A 20,211-nucleotide genomic window follows, 5' to 3' on the forward strand; every position below is an offset into this window, starting at 1 on the left:
CTAATCACGCAAACGCGTGATTACTTAGTGATAACCTTGCGGCCGCGGTAGAAACCGTCAGCAGTGATGTGGTGACGCAGGTGTTTCTCACCAGAAGTCTTGTCTACAGACAGGCTGGTAACTGCAGTCAGCGCGTCATGGGAACGACGCATGCCACGTTTGGAACGGGTTGGTTTATTCTGTTGTACGGCCATGGACCTTACTCCTTAATTACTTACGCTTTAAGCTGGCTAATACGGCAAATGGGTTTGGTTTTTGCGCTTCATCAGGCAGTTCCCCAAAGACCATGTCCGCCTCGGACACTTCACAGTGTTCAGAATCATGCACCGGAACTACAGGCAAGGTGAGGATGATTTCATCTTCAACCAGCGCCAGCAGATCGATTTCACCGAATTCGTTAACCTCAATCGGCTCATACGCTTCCGGGAGTGCTTCAGCCTGTTCGTCTGAACGAACCGGACTGAAACAATATGTTGTGTGAACATGAAGTGGGAACGGTTTCCCGCAACGCTGACACTCGAGCGTGACCGACACCTTTGCATCACCGGTAATAACGGCAAGGCGCTGGGGATCGATTTCGAACGACATGGAGCATTCCACATCACTGTCCACACTGACTACGGATTCGGCGATACGCTCAGCCTGTTCACGAGTATAGATACCTTCGTAATCAAGGCGTTTTTGAGCCGTACGAACCGGATCAAGAGTCAGGGGTAATTTTACCTTTTGCATAGGGCGCGCATATTAACTTTGTAACGTCATAGAGTCAAAGAAAAAGGCAACCTCAGGCTGCCTTTTGCCAATTATTCGCACACATTGCGGCCCGTAGTTTAAAATGGCTGGCATCGATACGCTATATCTGGTGAAAAAAATATGCCAAATCTGATCCTCGCCTCGACTTCGCCCTACCGCCGCATGCTGCTGGAAAAACTTGGCGTACCCTTTGAATGCGCCGCGCCGGACGTGGATGAAAGCCCACAACCCGGTGAATCGCCACGGCATCTGGTGGTACGTCTGGCGCAGGAAAAAGCGAAAAGCCTGGCTGCGCGATTTCCTGACCATCTTATTATAGGTTCCGATCAGGTTTGCGTCCTTGATGGGATTATCACCGGAAAACCGCACACCGAAGAGAATGCGCGCCAGCAGCTGCTGAAAGCCCGCGGCAGTATTGTGACCTTCTATACTGGCCTCGCCCTCTATAACAGCGCTACGGGCCATCTGCAGACGGAATGCGAGCCCTTTGATGTTCATTTCCGCCATCTTAGTGAACAGGAGATTGAAGATTACGTCCGCAAAGAGCGTCCATTAAACTGCGCGGGCAGCTTTAAGAGCGAAGGACTGGGGATTGCGCTATTCGACAGGCTGGACGGGCGTGACCCGAACACGCTAGTGGGATTACCGCTGATTGCGCTGTGTCAGATGCTGCGTCGCGAGCACTGCAACCCGTTGATGGCGTAATTTACGCCGGGTGGCGCTGCGCTTACCCGGCCTACAAAACCGTAGGTCCGAGCAAGCGCAGCGCCGCCGGGCAATCAACCACGCAGAACTTTAAGACAGCGTTTCAGCTGCTCGTCCATCGGGGCTTCGATACGTATGACCTCGCCGGTACCCGGATGGGTAAACTTCAGCGCGGCGGCATGCAGGAACAGACGAGATAACCCCGTACCGGCCAGCTGCTTATCAAATTCCCGGTCGCCATAGCGATCGTCGAAAGCGATAGGATGACCCGCATGCAGAGTATGAACACGGATCTGATGGGTACGACCGGTGACCGGGCTGCAGCGTACCAGGGTGGCGAATTCATAACGCTCTTCAACTTTGAAGCGTGTTTCTGACGGCTTGCCTTCCTGGCTCACGCGGACAATTCGCTCGCCGCTCTGCAGAATGTTTTTCAGCAGCGGTGCCTGCACTACTTTGACATGGGATTGCCACTGGCCGCGCACCAGCGCGAGGTAATCCTTCTGCATCCCTTTCTCACGCAGCTGTTCATGCAGCGAACGCAGCGCCGAACGCTTTTTCGCCACCAGCAGTACGCCAGAGGTGTCGCGGTCAAGGCGATGAACCAGCTCAAGGAAGCGGGCTTCCGGACGCAGCGCGCGCAGGCCTTCAATGACGCCGAAGCTCAGTCCGCTGCCGCCGTGTACTGCGGTACCGGACGGTTTGTTGAGCACCAGGATATGATCGTCTTCATATAAAATCACATCCGCAAGCGCAGCAACTTTATTCAGATGCGGCGATACCGCCTCTTCTTCCCGCTCGGCGACGCGAACGGGTGGAATGCGGACTTCATCACCTGCTTCAAGTTTGTATTCAGGTTTGATGCGCTTCTTATTCACACGCACTTCACCCTTACGCAGGATGCGATAAATCATACTTTTCGGCACACCCTTCAATTGGGTGCGCAAAAAAGTTGTCGATGCGTTGCCCCGCTTCATCATCGGTAATGGCAACCATTTTTACGGCTGGAGTCTCTGTTTTCATGGGGGGCGATTCTAATTATCGGCAGCCAATAGCGCCACTCATTTTTCTGTGCTTATATTTACCTTTACCCGGACGGTGTTTCATTCACGCAATCGATTTGATGGTTATTAAACCAATCACGTCAGAGAAGTGAAAAAACTGTGAGTAACCGGGTGATAATTGGTAAAAGTCATCTTGCTATAACCCGGTTAGCAATGGAATAATGCTGCTGTTTTCCGCGTTAAATCCGGGTTTTGTAAGGATATCGACGGAATGACCAATTTTGTCTGACCGATCATCCACGCAGCAATGGCGTAAGACGTATTGATCTTTCAGACAGTTAGCGGGCTGCGGGTTGCAGTACTTACCGGTAAATGGAATCTTCTCTGGAGAGTTTTACCCAGGCTATTCCCCTGATAATCGCGCTGTATTTCCGTATGAAATACAGGCAACCGACACTTTGCGCCTCTTAAGCGAGCGACAACCGTGAGGTTGGCGACGTGAATAGACACGAGGCCATCGGTTCATACCCCGGAAAGCGTCACCTTGCCCGCAGCTTAGTCGTCAATGTAAGAATAATGAGTAAGTTACGATGAAAAGAATGTTAATCAACGCAACTCAGCAAGAAGAGTTGCGTGTCGCCCTTGTGGATGGGCAGCGTCTGTACGATCTGGATATCGAAAGTCCTGGACACGAACAGAAAAAAGCGAACATTTACAAAGGCAAAATCACCCGCATTGAACCCAGCCTTGAAGCCGCATTTGTCGATTACGGTGCCGAGCGTCATGGTTTCCTCCCGCTGAAAGAGATCGCTCGCGAGTACTTCCCTTCCAACTATAACGCCCATGGCCGTCCAAACATCAAAGATGTTCTGCGTGAAGGTCAGGAAGTTATTGTCCAGATTGATAAAGAAGAGCGCGGCAACAAAGGCGCGGCACTAACAACCTTTATCAGCCTGGCAGGCAGCTACCTCGTTCTGATGCCTAACAACCCGCGCGCGGGTGGTATCTCTCGCCGTATCGAAGGCGACGACCGTACCGAGCTGAAAGAAGCGCTGGCAAGCCTTGAGCTGCCGGACGGCATGGGCCTGATTGTCCGTACCGCAGGCGTTGGCAAATCTGCCGAAGCCCTGCAGTGGGACCTGGGCTTCCGCCTGAAGCACTGGGAAGCGATCCAGAAAGCCGCTGAAAGTCGCCCTGCTCCGTTCCTGATCCACCAGGAAAGTAACGTTATTGTACGTGCCTTCCGCGACTATCTGCGTCAGGACATCGGCGAAATTCTGATTGATAATCCTAAAGTGCTTGAGCTGGCTCGCCAGCACATCGCAGCCCTGGGTCGTCCGGATTTCACCAGCAAAATCAAACTGTACACCGGTGAGATCCCGCTGTTCAGCCACTACCAGATCGAATCGCAGATTGAATCCGCCTTCCAGCGTGAAGTCCGTCTGCCATCCGGCGGCTCTATCGTTATCGACAGCACCGAAGCGCTGACCGCCATCGACATCAACTCCGCACGTGCAACCCGCGGCGGCGATATCGAAGAGACGGCGTTTAACACCAATCTGGAAGCGGCAGATGAAATTGCGCGTCAGCTGCGTCTGCGTGACCTCGGCGGCCTGATCGTTATCGACTTCATCGACATGACGCCAGTACGTCACCAGCGCGCGGTGGAAAACCGCCTGCGTGAAGCGGTGCGTCAGGATCGTGCCCGTATCCAGATCAGCCATATCTCCCGTTTTGGCCTGCTGGAGATGTCCCGTCAGCGTCTGAGCCCGTCGCTCGGCGAATCCAGCCACCACGTCTGCCCACGCTGTAGCGGCACCGGTACCGTGCGTGACAACGAATCGCTGGCGCTCTCTATCCTGCGTCTCATCGAAGAAGAAGCGCTGAAAGAGAACACCAAAGAAGTTCACGCCATTGTGCCTGTGCCGGTTGCCTCCTACCTGCTGAACGAAAAACGTGCAGCGGTAAGCGCAATCGAATCCCGTTTGAGCGGCGTACGCTGCGTGATCGTCCCTAACGACCAGATGCAAACCCCGCACTATTCCGTGCTGCGCGTGCGCAAAGGTGAAGAGACGTCCACCCTGAGCTACATGCTGCCGAAGCTGCATGAAGAAGAGATGGCGCTGCCGTCTGAGGAAGAGTACTCAGAGCGTAAGCTGCCTGAGCAACCTGCTCTTGCGGCATTCGTGATGCCTGAAGCGCCACCTGCGCCAGCGCAGGAGACCGTTGCGGCTAAGCCTGCTGCAGCCAAACCGGCGGCAGAAGCCAGCCAGCCGACTGAGCAGCCAGGCCTGCTGAGCCGCTTCTTCAGCGCGCTGAAAAAATGTTTGCAGGCGAAGAGCCGCAGCCAGCCCCGGCGCCGGTTGAGAAGAAAGAAGAGAAACAGGAGCGTTCACCGGATCGTCGTAAACGTCAGAACAACCGTCGAGACCGCACCGAGCGCCGCGATAACCGTTCAGACAGCAACGAAGGTCGTGACAATCGCGATAATCGCGACAACCGTGAGGGTCGTGAGCGCCGTGAAGGGCGTGACGACAACCGTCGCAACCGCCGTGAGAAGCCGCAGCAGAACGCGGAAGATCGTGAAATTCGCCAGCCGGTCAGCGAAGAGTCTGATAAAGGCAGACAGCGTGATGAGCAGCAGCCGCGCCGTGAGCGTAACCGTCGTCGTAATGATGACAAGCGCCAGGCCCAGCAGGAAGTCAAAGCGCTTAATCGCGAAGAAGAGACCGTGCAGGATGCTGAACAGGAAGAACGCGTTCAGGTCATGCCACGCCGTAAGCAGCGTCAGCTGAACCAGAAAGTGCGCTTCGAGTCTCAGACTGAAGAGGCAGCGGTTGAAGCGGTCGCACCTCCGGCTGAACCAGCCCAGAGCACCGAGCTGGCAAAAGTTGACCTGCCTGCCGTTATCGAAAACGCACCTGAGCAGGAAGAGAACGGCGAAGGCCGTGAAAACGCCGGCATGCCGCGTCGTTCACGTCGCTCCCCGCGTCACCTGCGCGTGAGCGGTCAGCGTCGCCGCCGTTATCGTGACGAGCGTTATCCGCTGCAGTCTCCAATGCCGCTGGCTATTGCCTGTGCGTCACCAGAGATGGCATCAGGTAAAGCCTGGATCCGTTATCCGGTTGCCCGTCCTCAGGAGCCACAGTTTGAAGAGCAGAACGTTGCTGCAGAAACGGTAGCCCCTGTTGCGCCAGCCGCCGTTGAGGCGATTACTGAGGCCGCTGCCGTTGCGATCCCTGAGCCGCAGGTTGCTGAAGTTGAAACGTCTCATCCGGAAGTGATTGCTGTGCCTGTGACTGAACAACCGCAGATCGTCACCCCTGAAGACGAGGTTGTCGCAGAGCAGGTTGTGGAAGAAGCTGCCGCTGCTGAACCGGCTGAAACCACCGAGGTTGCAGCCGAGCCACAGCCGGTCGTGGAAGTTGAAGTGGAAACTGAAGTTCAACCTGAAATCGAAATCGATGTTGAACCGGTTGAGGTTGCTGAAGTGGAACCTGAAGACACTGAAGTCGCGGAAGTAAAAGCGCCAGAAGTGAAACCAGAACCTGAGGTGAAACCGGCGCCAGCCGCGCAGGTTCACGCTAAAGCGCATCACGCCACTGCCCCAATGACCCGTGCTCCGGCACCGGAATATGTTGCGGAAGCACCGCGTCACAGCGACTGGGTACGTCCGGCATTTGAGTTTGACGGTAAAGGCTCTGCAGGCGGTCATAGCGCTACGCATCAGGCCACTGCGCCAGCCACGCGCCCACAGCCGGCTGAATAAGCCCGCTTAAGCGTAAAAGCCGACCTTCGGGTCGGCTTTTTTATTGCATCTGCTCAGGCCTGCGCATTCCCGCAATTTCAGGCATCACCTCTCTCATCATCTCCAGAAAACGACGCAGTCGCGCCGGATAATAGCGTGACCACGGGTAGACCAGATGAACCGGCAGCGCGGCCGGCTGCCAGTCCGGCAGGAGATGCACCAGCCTGCCCTCGCGGATATCCGCTTCGACCGTCCAGCTCGAGACCACAGCAACGCCCAGCCCGGTGAGTGCGCTTTTACGCGCCACGTACAGGCTGTCGGTACTTAATCGAGGCGAGATAGCCACCCGCAGCGGTTGTGATGTCCCCGCGCTGAACAACTCTACATGCTGACGATAAAACGTATTGAGGGCCACCCAGGGCAGCGCGGAGAGATCTTCGGGCTTCTCCACAGGGGTAAAGCGTGCAAGCAATTCCGGGGATGCCACAATGCAGCGCGGCACTTCGGCCAGCAGGACCGACACCGTGGCCGGGTCGATCTCCGCCCCGACCCGAATAGCGCAGTCGATATTGTCACTTAAAAAATCAGCCGAGCGATCGTTGAGCATCCACTCCACGTTCAGCCGGGGATAACGCAGCAAAAACTGCGTGAGTGGCTCCAGCAACTGCTCCTGACCGAAGGCATGCGGTGCCCTCACCCGGAGCACCCCCACCGGTTCATCTTCCGTCTGCCCCACTTCATCTTCCAGCGCATGCCAGCTGTCGATCACCCGCCGGGCATGTTGATAGCAGCGTTCGCCGTCATCGGTCAGCTTCATGGCATGGGTTGTTCGCAGGATCAGGCGCGCGCCGAGCAGCATCTCCAGCGACTGCAGTCGGCGGCTGACTGTGGCCTGGCTGGTAGCCATCTGCACGGCGGCAGCGGAAAGAGAGCCGGTTTCGACGATGCGTACAAAGGTCCGCATTAACTCTACCCTGTCTATACGTTCTGAACGTTTCATTATCGTCACGGTTATACGTTATACGTATAAGTGTTTTATCACTGGGCTGGCTACCACCGCAAGGCGGGCTGATAAAGAATAGCGACACACCCGAAATGAGGAATCGCATATGAACACCAGCTCCTTAACCCCAGCCGTCAGCCGCTGGGTCATTTTTATCCTCGCCATCGGCGCAGGATTTAGCGTCGCCGCCATCTATTATGCTCAGCCGCTGCTGCCGCTGATGGGCTCGGATTTGCATCTCAGCGTTGAAGGGATGGGAATGGTGCCAACTCTCACCCAGGCAGGTTATGCACTTGGGATCCTGTTCCTGCTGCCGCTCGGCGATCGCTACGACCGTCGCACCCTGATAGTGGTGAAAAGCGTCGCCCTGGCGCTGCTGCTTCTGGCCTGTAGCCTGACGGGGCAGATCCACTCCCTGCTGCTGGTCAGCCTGCTGATTGGTATGACCGCCACCATGGCGCAGGATATCGTCCCGGCTGCGGCAATTCTTGCGCCTCAGGGCAAACAGGGCAAAACCGTCGGTACGGTGATGACCGGCCTGTTGCTGGGGATCCTGCTCTCCCGTACGGTGAGCGGCGTGGTAGGGGAAGCCTTTGGCTGGCGCGTGATGTATCAGCTGGCTGCGGGCAGCATTGCGATCCTCGCCGCCGTGATGTGGTTCATTCTGCCCCGTTTCGCGGTGCCGTCGAACCTGCGTTATCCGGAACTAATGCGTTCCATGGCGCATCTGTGGCGCCGCTACCCGGCCCTGCGCCGCGCCGCGCTGGCTCAGGGTTTCCTCTCCATTGCCTTTAGCGCCTTCTGGTCGACCTGGCGGTCATGCTGATGGAACATTATGGGCTTGGCAGCGCGGTAGCCGGAGGATACGGTATTGCCGGTGCCGCAGGTGCTCTGGCTGCGCCGCTGGCGGGTGGTCTGGCCGATAAACTGGGCGCGGGTAAAGTCACCCAACTGGGTGCGGCACTGGTGACTGTCTCCTTCGCCCTGATGTTTTTAATGCCTGCTTTAGGCGTACATGGCCAGCTGATCCTGATTGCCGTTGCCGCTGTGGGCTTTGATCTCGGTCTGCAGTCAAGCCTGGTGGCCCACCAGAACCTGGTTTACAGCCTCGAGCCGCAGGCGCGTGGTCGCCTGAACGCCCTGCTCTTCACCGGCGTGTTTATCGGCATGGCGTTGGGTTCAGCGCTGGGTAGCCAGCTGTATACCCTGGCCGGTTGGCCGGGCGTGATTGCCCTGGCGACGATGACAGCCGGTGTGGCGCTGGTTATTCGTATGACCGGGAACGTCCGCTCAACCCCATCAGCCGTGCAGAATTCCTGAAAAAAAATGCCCAATCCGCAAAACGGATTGGGCACAGAGAACATAACCAGTTTCAAGCCATGTTCTAAAGGTCAAGTCAGTTATTTATTCATCTGGAACAGCGACATACCCTGCATATCGCTGAACGCTTTATAGGATGCCTGAAGCGCCGCCTGCTGCATGGTGTAGGACGAAATTGCAGCGTTCCAGTCTACGTCAATAAGATCGCTCATCTGCTGGGTCTGGCCTAACGCACGATCGCTGCCCAGCGTATCCAGTGCATCGAGTTCGGTCAGCTTAGTCCCCAGGTCAGCGCGCACGGTCAGCACGTTATCAAGGGAGTTACGCAGACCGCGGTTGGCCTTATCGATATCCAGATTCAGCTGATCCGTCTTGTCCTGATCGCCGCTGACCGGCGTTTTCAGGGCTGCAATCGCATTATCCAGGATCTTGAACAGATTGGTTTCCGGGGTTGAGCCGTCCGGCTCTGGCGCTGCGTTACTGGTGAAGGATTCAAACACTTCACTGCCGGTATGGCTGATCTGCATGTTACGCGCGGAATCAACCTGCTGCCGGATAGGCGTGTCACCGCCGTTATAGGTACCCGTGGCCTGGTCGAAAGCCGCAGCGTCCGTTTTATAACCGGCGAAAATATAGCGTCCGTTACCGTCGGTGCTGTTTGCCAGGTTCACCAGCTGATCGCGGATACCCTGCAGGTCGGTAGCAATGGAGCTACGGTCGTTGTCACTCAGGGAGCCGTTACCGGCATAGACAATTTTATCCTGCGCTGATTGCAGCGCCGTGGTCACCTGACCCAAAACGCTCTCCTCCAGCCCTACTCGCTGGGAGGCAAAAGAGCGGGCCAGCGTAAACTGGCTGTTCTGCGCCTGGGCCTGCGACAGCACCACCGCCTGCGACGCGGCAATGGGGTCGTCAGACGGACGGTTAACGCGTTTGCCGGTGGACATCTGCTCACCGTAACTCAGCCACTTGCTCTGGGAATCGGTGATCCCGCGCATGTTCTGCTGGTACATCATCTGGGTGCTAATACGCATCGTTCACCTCAGCCTTAGCGAATATTAATTAACGCGTCGAAGAGCGTGCTGGCGGTTTGCAGCACCTGGGCATTGGCCAGGTAGTACTGCTGGTAGCGCTGCAGGTTGCCGTACTCTTCGTCGAGGTTAACGCCGGAGATCGACTGCTGCTGATTGCTCAGCTGCGTCGTCACGTTTGCCTGGGTGGTGCTGCTGGTTTTCAGCGTCGCGGTTTTGCTGCCGACGGTACTGACCAGCGAGGCATAGGCATCGTTAAAGGTTTTGTTGCCGCCGACCACTTTGCTGTTCTGCAAATCCAGCAGCGCCTGGCCGTTGCGGTTATCACTTTCACCGCCGGTGGCGTCAGAGGCCAGCGCCAGTTTTGACTCGTCGCTGATCGCCAGATCCATATTGACGATGGCATTGGCGACAGGCTTAACGATAAAGCTGTCTTTGTTCTTCGCCGCGCCCGATACGCTGACCGTCAGGCCATCGAAGGTTAAGTTACCCTTGCCGTCGTCGGTTGGGGTGACGGTGGTTTTATCGGAGAGACGAGTAATCTTCCAGGCGGAGCCATCAAACTCCATCTTGTAGTCTGTAGCCTGTACTTTGGCGCTGTCAGCCACATTAATGGCCGCAGTGACGGAGGCCGTACCGCTGTTTTTGCTGTTAGCCAGTACCGCCGGGGAACCGATATCGAACAGTTTACCGCCGGGATCGCCTGCTGCATCAAAGCCCTTTTCATGCTGGGTATTCATTGCGTTAGCGAAGGAGAGCGCCAGCTGGTTGAGGGTATTGCGTGCCGCGTCGAGCTCTTCGGTGCGGAAGGTCATCATGCCGCCCAGAGAACCGCTGGTAAGCAGTTTTTCCGGGATCTCGACCGGGCCCGAGGTGCCGTCAACAAAGGCTACCGTGGTACGGGACGGATCGGCGCTGGATTTCACGGCCGCCAGCTGGTTGGCGGTGCTGCCCTGAACCAGGTTGTAGCCGTTACCGAAGGAGACGTTATAGGTGCCGCTGTCCTGAACGGAGACTTCAACGCCCACGATCTGGTTCAGCTCGCTCACAAGCTGGTCGCGCTGATCGAGCAGGTTGTTCGGGGACGCGCCCGCGCCTACGCCGGTCAGACGGGAAATCTGATCGTTGAGGTTGGCAATTTGTTTGGCGTAATTGTTGATCTGCTCAACGCTGGTGCCGATCGCGGTGTTGATCTGCTTATCCTGATCGCGCAGATACTGATCGTTCACCTTGAACTGGTTCACCAGGCCATCGGCCTTGCCCAGCACCGTCTGGCGCGCAGCCGGATCTTCGGCGTTGCTGACCAGAGTCTGCAGGCTGCTGAAGAAGTCCTGCATGGTGGTGGCCAGGCTGTTGCTGCTGCCAGACAGAATGTCGTCGATTTTGGACATCTGCTGGTAGCGCGTGGTCAGGGCGCTGCTCTGGTTCTGCGCGGTGCGCAGCTGGTTGGTAATGAATGCATCATATTCTCGCTGTACCCCGGAGACATACACGCCGTTGCCAATCCAACCGCCGCCCGTCAGCGTGCTGTTTGAGGCACTCAGCACCGTCGTCTGACGGGTGTAGCCCGTCACGTTGTAGCTTGAAATGTTATTACTGGCGGTATTCAGCGCAGCCTGTGCCGCACTGAGGCCACTCATGGCGCTGTTGATCAAACTGGACATGGGGGTTCCTTTTATACTTTCAGACACGAGTCCTGCTGGAGATTATCGGCAGTCTCCAGCCGGACTTGAGAACTTTCAGAACAGATTTTCGATATCGTTGCTGTAGGCTTTGCTGACTTTCTCACCCATCGATTTCAGCTGTTGAATCATGCTGGTCAGCTTGCGGGCATACTGCGGGTCGGTAGCGTAGCCCGCATTCTGCAACGCCTGCGCCCCCTGCTCTGCCGTCGCGGCCTGGGTCACTGCCGCATAGCGCGGGTTACGACTCAGCAGGCCGACATAGTCTGAAAGCGCCTCCAGATACGAGCTGTACACGCGGAATTTGGCTTTGACCTTTTTCGCCTCGCCATTTTCATATTCGGTGGTGGTGATCTCGGTGGTTGGCCCCTTCCAGCTTCCCGACGCCTTGACGCCGAAGATGTTAAAGCTCGGTTCGCCGTTCTCGCGGCGGATCTGACGTTGCCCCCAGCCCGACTCCAGCGCCGCCTGGGCGAGGATCAGGTGATGCGGCACCCCGCTCTGCTGGCTGGCAAGACGCGCCGGCAGCGAGAGCTGCGCCAGGAAGTCTTTGCTGTCGCCGGTGAGGGGTTCATCGTTACTTTCAGGTGCCTTCGGTACCGCTTTACGCACCATCTGGGTCAGGGCCTGATTTTGATAGCTGGTCACCTTTTCCAGATCGAACTTCATCGGCACCTGCTGCGGCGCATCTTCCGGCGGCACGCCCTGGGCGGCCGCCATCTGCTTGACGATCACGTCCGCAAGCCCGAGCCCTTTACCGGCGGTCATCTGCTGCGCAATCTGCTGGTCATACATGCTGGTGTACAGACGCGTTGAGTCGCTGCTGAAGATGCCGTCTTTCGGCAGGGCTTCACGCATGCTTTTCAGCATCATCTGGACAAACATCCCCTCCACCTGGCGGGCCACCGGGCGGATATTCCCCGCCGGATCTTTACCCGCTTTGGACTTCAGTTCGTTGAGCGACTGGGTATCCCAGGCCGCGCTGCTCAGCAGTTTGCTATCGGTCAGCATCAGATGATTTCCAGTTTGGCGCGCAGACAGCCCGCGCTCTGCATGGACTGCAGAATCGACATCAGATCCATCGGGGTGGCGCCCAGAGCGTTGAGGGCACGTACCACGTTGTTCAGGTTGGCGCTGGAACGCACGCTCTGCAACGAGCCGCCGCTCTGGCGTAAATCAATCTGGGTCTGCGGCGTAACCACCGTTTCACCGCCGCCAAACGGCGTATCCGGCTGGCTGACGTTCGCCGAGCGGTTAACGGTAACGGAGAGGTTGCCCTGCGCCACGGCACAGCTGTCCAGCGTCACCTCACGGTTCATGACCACCGAGCCGGTACGGGAGTTGATGATCACTTTGGCGTCCTGCGGCGTGACGTTCACTTCCATATTCTGGATATCTGCCAGCAGACGTACCTGGTTGCTGCCGCCGCTGGAGACGCGGATCTGCACGGTGCGGGCATCCAGCGCGGTGGCGCTGCCGAAGCCGCGGCCGCGGTTGATGGTATCCGCAATCTGCTGCGCCATGGTGAAGTCATCCTGGTTCAGCTGCAGGTTGATGGTGTTGCCGGTGCCGAATTGAGTCGGCAGCTCACGCTCGATGACGGCCCCGTTCGTAATACGCCCACCGTTAAGCTGGTTTACCTGCACGCTGCTGCCGCCTGCGGAGGCTCCCGCCCCGCCAACGAGGATGTTCCCCTGCGCCAGGGCATAGACCTGGCTGTCCACCCCTTTCAACGGAGTCATCAGCAGGGTGCCGCCACGCAGGCTTTTTGCGTTACCCATGGAGGAGACCACCACGTCGATGGTCTGCCCCTGGCGCGCGAAGGCCGGGAAGGAGGCGGTGACCATAACCGCCGCCACGTTTTTCAGCTGCATGTTGGTCCCGGCCGGCACGGTAATGCCGAGCTGGGAGAGCATGTTGTTCAGACTCTGGGTGGTGAACGGCGTCTGGGTGGTCTGGTCACCCGTACCGTCCAGCCCCACCACCAGACCGTAACCGATCAGTGAGTTTTCCCGCACGCCCTGTACGCTTGTGAGATCGCGAATACGGTCGGCCTGGGCGCAGGTTGCCACCAGCACCAGCAGGAACCCGAAGAGGGATTTAAACATAGGTCACCTCGATTACATCGGTGAGAGGTTAAGGAAGAAGCGCTGCAACCAGCCCATATTCTGCGCTTCGTTGATGTAGCCGTTGCCGACGTACTCAATGCGCGCATCGGCCACCTGGGTGGACGGTACGGTGTTGGAGCCGCTGATGGTGCGAGGGTTAACCACACCGGAGAAGCGAATGAACTCAGTGCCCTGGTTGATGGCGATCTGTTTTTCACCCACAACGTGTAAATTGCCGTTCGCCAGCACCTGGTCGACGGTGACCGTCAGGGTGCCGCTAAAGGTGTTGCTGGCATTGGCGCCGCCTTTTCCGTTAAAGGAGTTGCCGCCAGACGCCTCGGCATCGGCGCGCGCATTACCGAAGAGGCCTTCGAGGTAGCGTGGCACGGTGTCGAAGCCAAAATTAGTCTTCCCGTCGCGGCTGGCATTCGCCGACGAGCTCTTACTGGCGCTGACGTTTTCCTGCAGCTGGATGGTCAGCGTATCGCCGATATTACGTGGGCGACGGTCTTCAAACAGCGGCTGATAACCGTAGTTAATCGGCTGCGCGGTCTGGAAAATTGAGCCATTCACTACCGGGGTCGGGCCAGGAATGGGTTGGGCGGAAGTCGCACCCTGCACCAACGGTTGAGACGGAACCCAGGCGCAACCGCTGAGGGTAACGGCCAGGAGAGTCACTATCGGATAACGAATCGCCGCGTGTTTTTGCATTGCCTTCATCTTCGAAAACAGGGAGCCGGTGCGGCGCGAACCGCACCGGACTGCACCTTAGAGTTGCGTCAGTTTCTGCAGCATCTGGTCGGTCGTCGACACTGCTTTACTGTTAATTTCGTACGCGCGTTGCACCTGGATCATATTCACCAGCTCTTCCGCGACGTTGACGTTTGAGGTTTCCACATACCCCTGATACAGCAGACCTGAACCGTTCAGACCCGGCGTGCTCTCGTTCGGCGCACCGGAGGACTGGGTTTCGATGTACAGGTTCTCACCGATGCTTTCCAGACCGGTGTCGTTCATGAAGGTGGTCAGGTTAAGCTGGCCAACCTGCACCGGCGCGGCCTGCCCCTGCTGGGTCACGCTCACGATCCCGTCACGCCCGATGGTGATGCTCAGGGCGTTCGCCGGAATGGTGATCGCCGGTTGCACCTGGAAACCGCCTGCGGTCACCAGCTGGCCGTTCTGATCGACCTGGAACGAACCATCACGGGTGTAGCCAGAGGTGCCGTCCGGGAGTTGAACCTGGAAGAAGCCCTGGCCTTTGATCGCCACGTCTTTGCTGTTGTTGGTCTGGGACAGGTTGCCCTGGCTGTGCAGACGCTCGGTCGCCACCGGGCGAACACCGGTACCGATCTGCAGGCCGGAAGGCAGCGTGGTCTGTTCAGACGACTGCGCCCCTGGCTGGCGGATGGTTTGATAAAGCAAATCTTCGAAAACGGCACGCTGGCGCTTAAACCCGTTGGTGCTGACGTTCGCCAGGTTGTTGGCGATGACGTCCATATTGGTTTGCTGCGCGTCGAGACCCGTTTTCGCGATCCATAAAGAACTGATCATAAGAAGTCCTGTTAACTCATTGACAGCAGTTGGTTGGCGCGACCGGCGTTTTCATCAACGCTGGAGATCACCTTCATCTGCATTTCAAAACGGCGTGCGCTGGCGATCATGTCGGTCATCGCGGCCACCGGCTTAACGTTACTGCCTTCCAGCACGCCAGACATGACGCGAATGCTCGGGTCGGCCTGCAATGTCGGGCCACGGGTAGCCTGCGCCGCCTGGGTCAGACGGAACATACCGTCGTCGCCACGCTGCACTTCGAAACCTTCGGCTTTTACCAGCTTCAGGCGGCCAACCGGGGCCACGGTATTCGGCGGATCGCCCGGGTTCAGGGCGGAGATAGTACCGTCTGCCGCGATGGTGATCTCCGAGCCTTCCGGCACGGTGATCGGGCCGCCCTCACCAATAACCGGACGCCCCTGGATGGTCAGTTGCCCGACCGAATCCACCTGGATGTTCCCGTTACGGGTGTAGCCTTCGCCGCCGTCGGCGGTCTCAACCGCCAGCCAGCCGTCCTGCTGCAGCGCCACGTCGAGCGGGCGCGAGGTGTAATCCATCTGCCCCGGCGTCATATCGGCGCCAGGAGTGGACGCCGTCACCAGCGTACGCGTTGGCAGGGAGAGGCCTTCCACCGGGACGGCGCGCATGGCGTTCAGCTGCGCGCGAAAACCCGGCGTGGAGGCGTTCGCCAGGTTACTGGCGGTCACGGCCTGCTGATTAAGCGTCTGACTGGCCGCGCCCATCGCGGTATATATTGCGTGATCCATTAAGCTATCCCGTCAGCCACTTAGCGGAGGTTAACCAGCGTGTTGAGGATCTGATCCTGGGTTTTGATGGTCTGCGCGTTCGACTGGTAGTTACGCTGCGCGACGATCATATTGACCAGCTCTTTACTCAGGTCGACGTTGGAGGCTTCCAGCGCGCCGTTGGTCAGGGTACCGAAGTTACCGGAACCGGCGGTGCCCAGCAGCGCGACGCCGGAGGACTGCGTGGCAGACCAGACGTTGTTACCTTCAGACTGCAGACCTTCGTTGTTGGCGAAGTTTGCCAGCACAATCTGCCCCAGAACCTGGTTCTGTTCGTTGGAGTAGTTACCCACAACGGTGCCGTCATCGTTGATCTGATAGCTCACCAGATCGCCCGGCTTGTAGCCGTTCTGGTTGGTGGCCACGATGTTGTTCGCCCCGGTGTTCTGCTGCATGGAGTTCAGGAAGCTCAGGGAGAAGGTCACCGGCAGCGCGCCGCTCAGCGGATCGGTAGTCACGTTGATAGACGCGTTGGCATTTGCCGTGGCGCTCATCGTCCAGGTTTCCGGCGTGGTGCCCATGGCGGTGTAGTTATAAACGCCTTCCAGGTTACCGTTGCTGTCGAAGCTCATCTGGGCAGATTTGGTGATCTTGCCGTTCGCCACGCTGCCATCCTGTGAATAGACATCCCACTTGTTGTCTGCCGTTTTCACGTAGTAGACATACATGTTGTGGGCGTTACCCTGGTTGTCATAAACGGTGATGGTGCCTTTCTTGTTGTAGCTGTCCGAATCCGGGTTGGCGTTGGTCACGTCAAACGCAATGGTCGGCACGCTGTCCGTAGAGTTCAGGTTGATCTGCTGGGCCGCGGTGCTGGTCGCTTTTGCCGACATCAGGTTGTTTGGGATGGTGATCGGCTGCGGGTTCGCGCCGGTCTGTACCGTTGGCGGGGTGCCGCCTGCCGGATAACCCGTTACCTGCAGACCCTGCATGTTCACCAGGTTGCGGTTTTCGTCCAGGCTGAACTGACCGTTACGGCTGTAATAGACGGAACCGTTGCTGTCGAGCATACGGAAGAAACCGTTCTGGCTGATAGCGACATCCAGACCACGGCCGGTGTTGGTGGTGGTACCGTCAGCGAAGTCCTGGGTGATACCAGCAACTTTTACGCCCAGACCCACTTTGGAGCCGGCGAACATGTCTGCGAACGACGCGCTACCGGACTTAAAGCCATAGGTCGCGGAGTTGGCAATGTTGTTACCAATGACGTCGAGGTTAGTGGCTGCAGCATTCAGGCCGCTGACCGCTTGTGAAAAGGCCATTTGTTACTCCTGATAAGGGTTAAGGCTTAAATAATCTGCCGAACTTCGTCGAGCGTAGTTGTACCGTAAGTCCCGAGATCCAGCGTGTTACCGCTGCTGCTGCGGATCACGCCCTGCACCATCGCGAACTGCAGCGGCTGGGCCACCAGCTGCGTGCTGCCGCTGCTGGCGGAAATTGCCACGTTATAAGAACCGTTTGGCGCACTGCTGCCATCGGTCATCGTGCCGTCCCAGGTAAAGGTGTGAACACCGGCTTTCAGTTCGCCGATATCAATAGTGCGAACCACCGCACCGTTCTTGTCGGTGATGGTGGCGGTCACTTTGTCGGCGCTCTGCTGCAGCTCAACGCCAAACGGCGTGGTGGAGGTGGTGCTGGTGCCGTCGGTGGTGCTGCTGCCCGCCAGAACGGTGGTTCCCGGGATCATCACGCCATGACCAATCAGGGTGCTGGCCTGCATCGACTGGCTGCTGTCGATCTGCCCTGAAATGGAACCCAGAGTGGTGTTGAGCTTCTCGATGCCGCTCACCGTACTGATCTGCGCAAGCTGCGTGGTCAGTTCGTTGTTCTGCATCGGGTTGGTCGGGTCCTGGTTTTTCAGCTGCGCAACCAGCAGCGTCAGAAAGCTGCTTTGCAGATCGGAAGCGTTGCTTCCGGTCAGCGAGCTGCTGCCCGTGGTGCCGGAGACACCCGTAGTCGCTGACCTGTCATTTACATTAACGGCAATAGACATTGATCTCTCCTTTACTGGCCCAGAGTGAGCGTTTTAAGCATCATGCTCTTCACGGTGTTCAGCACTTCAACGTTGGCCTGGTAGCTGCGGGACGCTGACATGGTGTTCACCATCTCGCCGACCACATCCACGTTCGGCATCTTGACGTAGCCATTGGCGTCAGCCAGCGGATTGCCCGGCTCGTACACCAGTTTGTCCGGTGCCTGGCTCTCAATCACACTGGCGACTTTTACCCCGCCGGTTTGTGCACCCGGTGCAGCATCCACCTGAAACACAACCTGTTTGGCGCGGTAGGGTTGCCCGTCCGGGCCGGCCACGCTGTCGGCGTTCGCCATGTTACTGGCGGCCACGTTCAGACGTTTGGATTGCGCGGTCAGCGCTGAACCCGCGATATCAAAGATATTGAGTAAGGCCATTATTAGTTGCCTCCTTGCAGTACATTCATCATGCCTTTAATCTGCCCGCCGAGAACGGTCAGTCCCATCTGGTACTTCAGGCTGTTATCGGCGAACTGCGTACGCTCGCGGTCCATATCGACGGTGTTGCCGTCCAGGGATGGCTGATCGGGAACGCGATAAAGTAAATCGATATTCGGGGTGGTCACGGTCTCTGCGGGAATGTGGCGTGCAGAGGTCAGCGCGAGGGCGACACCGCTATTTTCGGCCCGGCCGCGCTCCATCACTTTCTTTAATTCACTGGAAAAATCGATATCACGCGCCTGAAACCCGGGGGTATCAGCGTTTGCGATATTGGCGGCCAGAATCTCCTGACGCTGGGCGCGTAAGTTGAGCGCTTCCTGCTGAAAACGTAGCGCGGCGTCGAGTTTATCGAGCATGTCTCCTCCGCTGATGGCAAAATTTCAGTGGATAGCTTAAATCTCACCCCATCTCCTTCATCGACGGAATAAGCGCAAAATGCGTCGCTATTTATTGCGTTGATGCCAATGCGCTACAGGTAGAATTCTGCTCATCATTAAACCGACGGTAACTGGCGATATGGCATTCAAACGTGGTGTGACCGCAACCCTGCTCCTGTGGAGCGCCCTTTCGCAGGCACAGGATCTCGATGCCCAGCTGACGGCGTTCTTTGCCCAACGGCTGGCGGGATTCAGCGATGAGGTTTCGGTGCAGGTCCGCACGCCAGACAACATGCGTCCCTCCTGCGAGACGCCTGAATTCAGCGCCCCCGGCAACACAAAGCTGTGGGGCAACGTCAGCGTCAGGGCACAATGTGGCAATGAAAAACGGTTTATTCAGGTTGCAGTTCAGGCGACGGGCGATTATGTTGTCGCGTCCCGGAGCATCCCCCGGGGGGCCGCCCTGCAGCCGGGCAGCGTTACGCTGAAGCGCGGCAGGCTGGATCAGCTTCCACCGCGGGCTATTCTGGATATAAACCAGGTGCAAAATGCCGTCACGCTGCGGGATCTGGTGCCAGGACAGCCGTTACAGCTGTCGATGCTGCGCCAGTCCTGGCGAATCAAAGCCGGGCAGCGGGTGATGGTGATTGCCAGCGGCGACGGCTTTAGCGTCAACGGTGAAGGCCAGGCGCTGAACAATGCCGCGGTCGCGCAGAATGCACGGGTCAGGATGACATCGGGCCAGGTGGTAAGCGGAACCGTCGATACGGATGGGAATATTCTGATTAACCTATAATCTTTTTAAAGATTATGCGGCGGCTGCCGATAAATAAGTAACAAATGATGATGTCAGGCGCCAACGCCGCGAACCCTCGATGAGGACAACATAATGAGCATTGATCGTACATCGCCCCTGAAGCCGGTTAGCCCTGTACAACCGCGCGAGCTGAATGACACTGCCACTGCAAAGACTCGCCCGCAGAAATCGGCGACCGCCAACAGCACCAGCGTCACGCTGAGCGATGCCCAGGCGAAACTGATGCAGCCTGGTAGCAACGATATCAACATGGAACGCGTTGAAGCGCTGAAAACCGCCATCCGTAATGGCGAGCTAAAAATGGATACCAGTAAAATCGCTGATGCGCTGATCCAGGATGCGCAAAGTTTCTTAGAGTAATCACCGTATGAGTCGTCTGACGGAAATAATGGATCAAATGACGGTCGTGCTGAACGACCTGAAGACGGTGATGGACGCCGAACAACAGCAGCTCTCTGCCGGGAATGTTCACGGCAGCGCGCTGCAGCGCATTACAGAAGACAAAAGCTCTTTGCTGGCCACGCTGGACTACCTTGAACAGCAGCGACGCGGCGAGCAATCCGCGCGCCACAGTGCAAATGATGATGTCGTCGATCGCTGGCAAACTATTACTGAAAAAACGCAGCATCTGCGCGATCTGAATCAGCACAACGGATGGTTACTTGAGGGTCAAATCCTTCGCAACCAGCAGGCGCTTGAGGTGCTTAAGCCGCATCAGGAGACAGGACTGTATGGCGCCGATGGCCAGACAGCCAGCTCACGCACCGGCGGGAAGAAATTTTCGATTTAATCAGGCGATAGCCAAAAAAAGGGGAGCACCGACCGGCGCTCCCC

The 20,211-nt window shown here is 57.5% G+C and carries 20 protein-coding genes and 2 pseudogenes; 7 read left to right on the forward strand and 15 right to left on the reverse strand.

Translation table 11 applies throughout. From position 1 onward, the window contains the following. Positions 1–20 precede the first annotated feature (20 nt). Together rpmF and yceD are read right to left on the reverse strand one after the other, a co-directional pair. Positions 21–194: a 50S ribosomal protein L32 gene (gene rpmF / locus K5I40_RS08330; RefSeq protein ID WP_003857964.1), complete on the reverse strand. Its 174-nt coding sequence runs from the start codon at positions 192–194 to the stop codon at positions 21–23. A 16-nt stretch (positions 195–210) separates the two neighbouring features. Continuing rightward, positions 211–732, reverse strand: coding sequence for a 23S rRNA accumulation protein YceD (gene yceD / locus K5I40_RS08335; protein WP_223074300.1), 522 nt, complete (start codon positions 730–732; stop codon positions 211–213). Positions 733–873: 141 nt separating this feature from the next. Here yceD and K5I40_RS08340 point away from each other — a divergent pair, with 141 nt between their 5' ends. Further along, complete coding sequence (locus tag K5I40_RS08340; RefSeq protein ID WP_223074301.1) at positions 874–1,458, forward strand: nucleoside triphosphate pyrophosphatase; 585 nt, start codon at positions 874–876, stop codon at positions 1,456–1,458. A 74-nt stretch (positions 1,459–1,532) separates the two neighbouring features. Here K5I40_RS08340 and rluC read toward each other — a convergent pair. After that, positions 1,533–2,481: pseudogene (gene rluC, locus K5I40_RS08345) on the reverse strand (23S rRNA pseudouridine(955/2504/2580) synthase RluC). Between the two features lie 571 nt (positions 2,482–3,052). Between rluC and rne the strand changes: the two are divergent. Together rne and K5I40_RS24115 are read left to right on the forward strand one after the other, a co-directional pair. Beyond that, complete coding sequence (gene rne, locus K5I40_RS08350) at positions 3,053–5,257, forward strand: ribonuclease E (protein ID WP_405023080.1); 2,205 nt, start codon at positions 3,053–3,055, stop codon at positions 5,255–5,257. Continuing rightward, the gene (locus K5I40_RS24115) at positions 5,194–6,231 is read left to right on the forward strand and encodes a hypothetical protein (protein WP_405023081.1); all 1,038 of its coding nucleotides are present in this window, start codon (positions 5,194–5,196) and stop codon (positions 6,229–6,231) included. Before rne ends, K5I40_RS24115 begins: the two co-directional genes overlap by 64 nt. A 40-nt stretch (positions 6,232–6,271) precedes the next feature. On the opposite strand, the gene K5I40_RS08355 is transcribed toward K5I40_RS24115, so the two are convergent. Beyond that, complete coding sequence (locus K5I40_RS08355; RefSeq protein WP_138368633.1) at positions 6,272–7,210, reverse strand: LysR family transcriptional regulator; 939 nt, start codon at positions 7,208–7,210, stop codon at positions 6,272–6,274. 109 nt (positions 7,211–7,319) lie between these two features. On the opposite strand from K5I40_RS08355, the pseudogene K5I40_RS08360 reads away from it, so the two are divergent. After that, positions 7,320–8,533 (forward strand): annotated as a pseudogene (locus K5I40_RS08360) (MFS transporter). 80 nt (positions 8,534–8,613) lie between these two features. Here the strand turns inward: K5I40_RS08360 and flgL are convergent. From flgL to flgB, 11 genes are all read right to left on the reverse strand, one after another. Continuing rightward, positions 8,614–9,567, reverse strand: a complete 954-nt coding sequence (gene flgL, locus K5I40_RS08365; protein WP_039028921.1) for a flagellar hook-associated protein FlgL — start codon at positions 9,565–9,567, stop codon at positions 8,614–8,616. A 14-nt stretch (positions 9,568–9,581) separates the two neighbouring features. Beyond that, complete coding sequence (flgK, locus tag K5I40_RS08370; protein ID WP_223074302.1) at positions 9,582–11,228, reverse strand: flagellar hook-associated protein FlgK; 1,647 nt, start codon at positions 11,226–11,228, stop codon at positions 9,582–9,584. 75 nt (positions 11,229–11,303) lie between these two features. After that, the gene (gene flgJ, locus K5I40_RS08375) at positions 11,304–12,257 is read right to left on the reverse strand and encodes a flagellar assembly peptidoglycan hydrolase FlgJ (protein WP_039028919.1); all 954 of its coding nucleotides are present in this window, start codon (positions 12,255–12,257) and stop codon (positions 11,304–11,306) included. Continuing rightward, on the reverse strand, positions 12,257–13,354 hold the full coding sequence (locus K5I40_RS08380) for a flagellar basal body P-ring protein FlgI (protein WP_138368630.1): 1,098 nt from the start codon (positions 13,352–13,354) through the stop codon (positions 12,257–12,259). Before K5I40_RS08380 ends, flgJ begins: the two co-directional genes overlap by 1 nt. Positions 13,355–13,366: 12 nt before the next feature. Beyond that, complete coding sequence (flgH, locus tag K5I40_RS08385) at positions 13,367–14,065, reverse strand: flagellar basal body L-ring protein FlgH (protein ID WP_039028917.1); 699 nt, start codon at positions 14,063–14,065, stop codon at positions 13,367–13,369. A 57-nt stretch (positions 14,066–14,122) separates the two neighbouring features. Next, on the reverse strand, positions 14,123–14,905 hold the full coding sequence (gene flgG / locus K5I40_RS08390; RefSeq protein ID WP_039028916.1) for a flagellar basal-body rod protein FlgG: 783 nt from the start codon (positions 14,903–14,905) through the stop codon (positions 14,123–14,125). A gap of 11 nt (positions 14,906–14,916) precedes the next feature. Beyond that, positions 14,917–15,672: a flagellar basal body rod protein FlgF gene (locus tag K5I40_RS08395; protein ID WP_039028915.1), complete on the reverse strand. Its 756-nt coding sequence runs from the start codon at positions 15,670–15,672 to the stop codon at positions 14,917–14,919. Between the two features lie 20 nt (positions 15,673–15,692). After that, positions 15,693–16,973 (reverse strand): flagellar hook protein FlgE, encoded by a 1,281-nt coding sequence (flgE, locus tag K5I40_RS08400; RefSeq protein ID WP_039028914.1) that lies wholly within the window; start codon positions 16,971–16,973, stop codon positions 15,693–15,695. 26 nt (positions 16,974–16,999) lie between these two features. After that, positions 17,000–17,704 (reverse strand): flagellar hook assembly protein FlgD, encoded by a 705-nt coding sequence (gene flgD, locus K5I40_RS08405; protein ID WP_039028913.1) that lies wholly within the window; start codon positions 17,702–17,704, stop codon positions 17,000–17,002. An 11-nt stretch (positions 17,705–17,715) separates the two neighbouring features. After that, positions 17,716–18,120: a flagellar basal body rod protein FlgC gene (gene flgC / locus K5I40_RS08410; RefSeq protein ID WP_039028912.1), complete on the reverse strand. Its 405-nt coding sequence runs from the start codon at positions 18,118–18,120 to the stop codon at positions 17,716–17,718. 2 nt (positions 18,121–18,122) lie between these two features. Beyond that, a complete protein-coding gene (gene flgB, locus K5I40_RS08415; protein WP_039028911.1) occupies positions 18,123–18,539 on the reverse strand; it encodes a flagellar basal body rod protein FlgB in 417 nt (138 codons plus the stop codon). Positions 18,540–18,699: 160 nt separating this feature from the next. Here flgB and flgA point away from each other — a divergent pair, with 160 nt between their 5' ends. The 3 genes from flgA to flgN all read left to right on the forward strand — a co-directional run bounded on the left by flgA (position 18,700) and on the right by flgN (position 20,167). After that, positions 18,700–19,356, forward strand: coding sequence for a flagellar basal body P-ring formation chaperone FlgA (gene flgA, locus K5I40_RS08420; RefSeq protein WP_039028910.1), 657 nt, complete (start codon positions 18,700–18,702; stop codon positions 19,354–19,356). Between the two features lie 93 nt (positions 19,357–19,449). After that, positions 19,450–19,737 (forward strand): flagellar biosynthesis anti-sigma factor FlgM, encoded by a 288-nt coding sequence (gene flgM, locus K5I40_RS08425; RefSeq protein ID WP_039028909.1) that lies wholly within the window; start codon positions 19,450–19,452, stop codon positions 19,735–19,737. Between the two features lie 7 nt (positions 19,738–19,744). Further along, complete coding sequence (flgN, locus tag K5I40_RS08430; RefSeq protein ID WP_039028908.1) at positions 19,745–20,167, forward strand: flagella biosynthesis chaperone FlgN; 423 nt, start codon at positions 19,745–19,747, stop codon at positions 20,165–20,167. Positions 20,168–20,211 lie beyond the last annotated feature (44 nt).

The organism is Leclercia sp. LTM14 (genome assembly GCF_023736175.1).
In the GTDB taxonomy this organism is placed as follows: domain Bacteria; phylum Pseudomonadota; class Gammaproteobacteria; order Enterobacterales; family Enterobacteriaceae; genus Enterobacter; species Enterobacter barmai.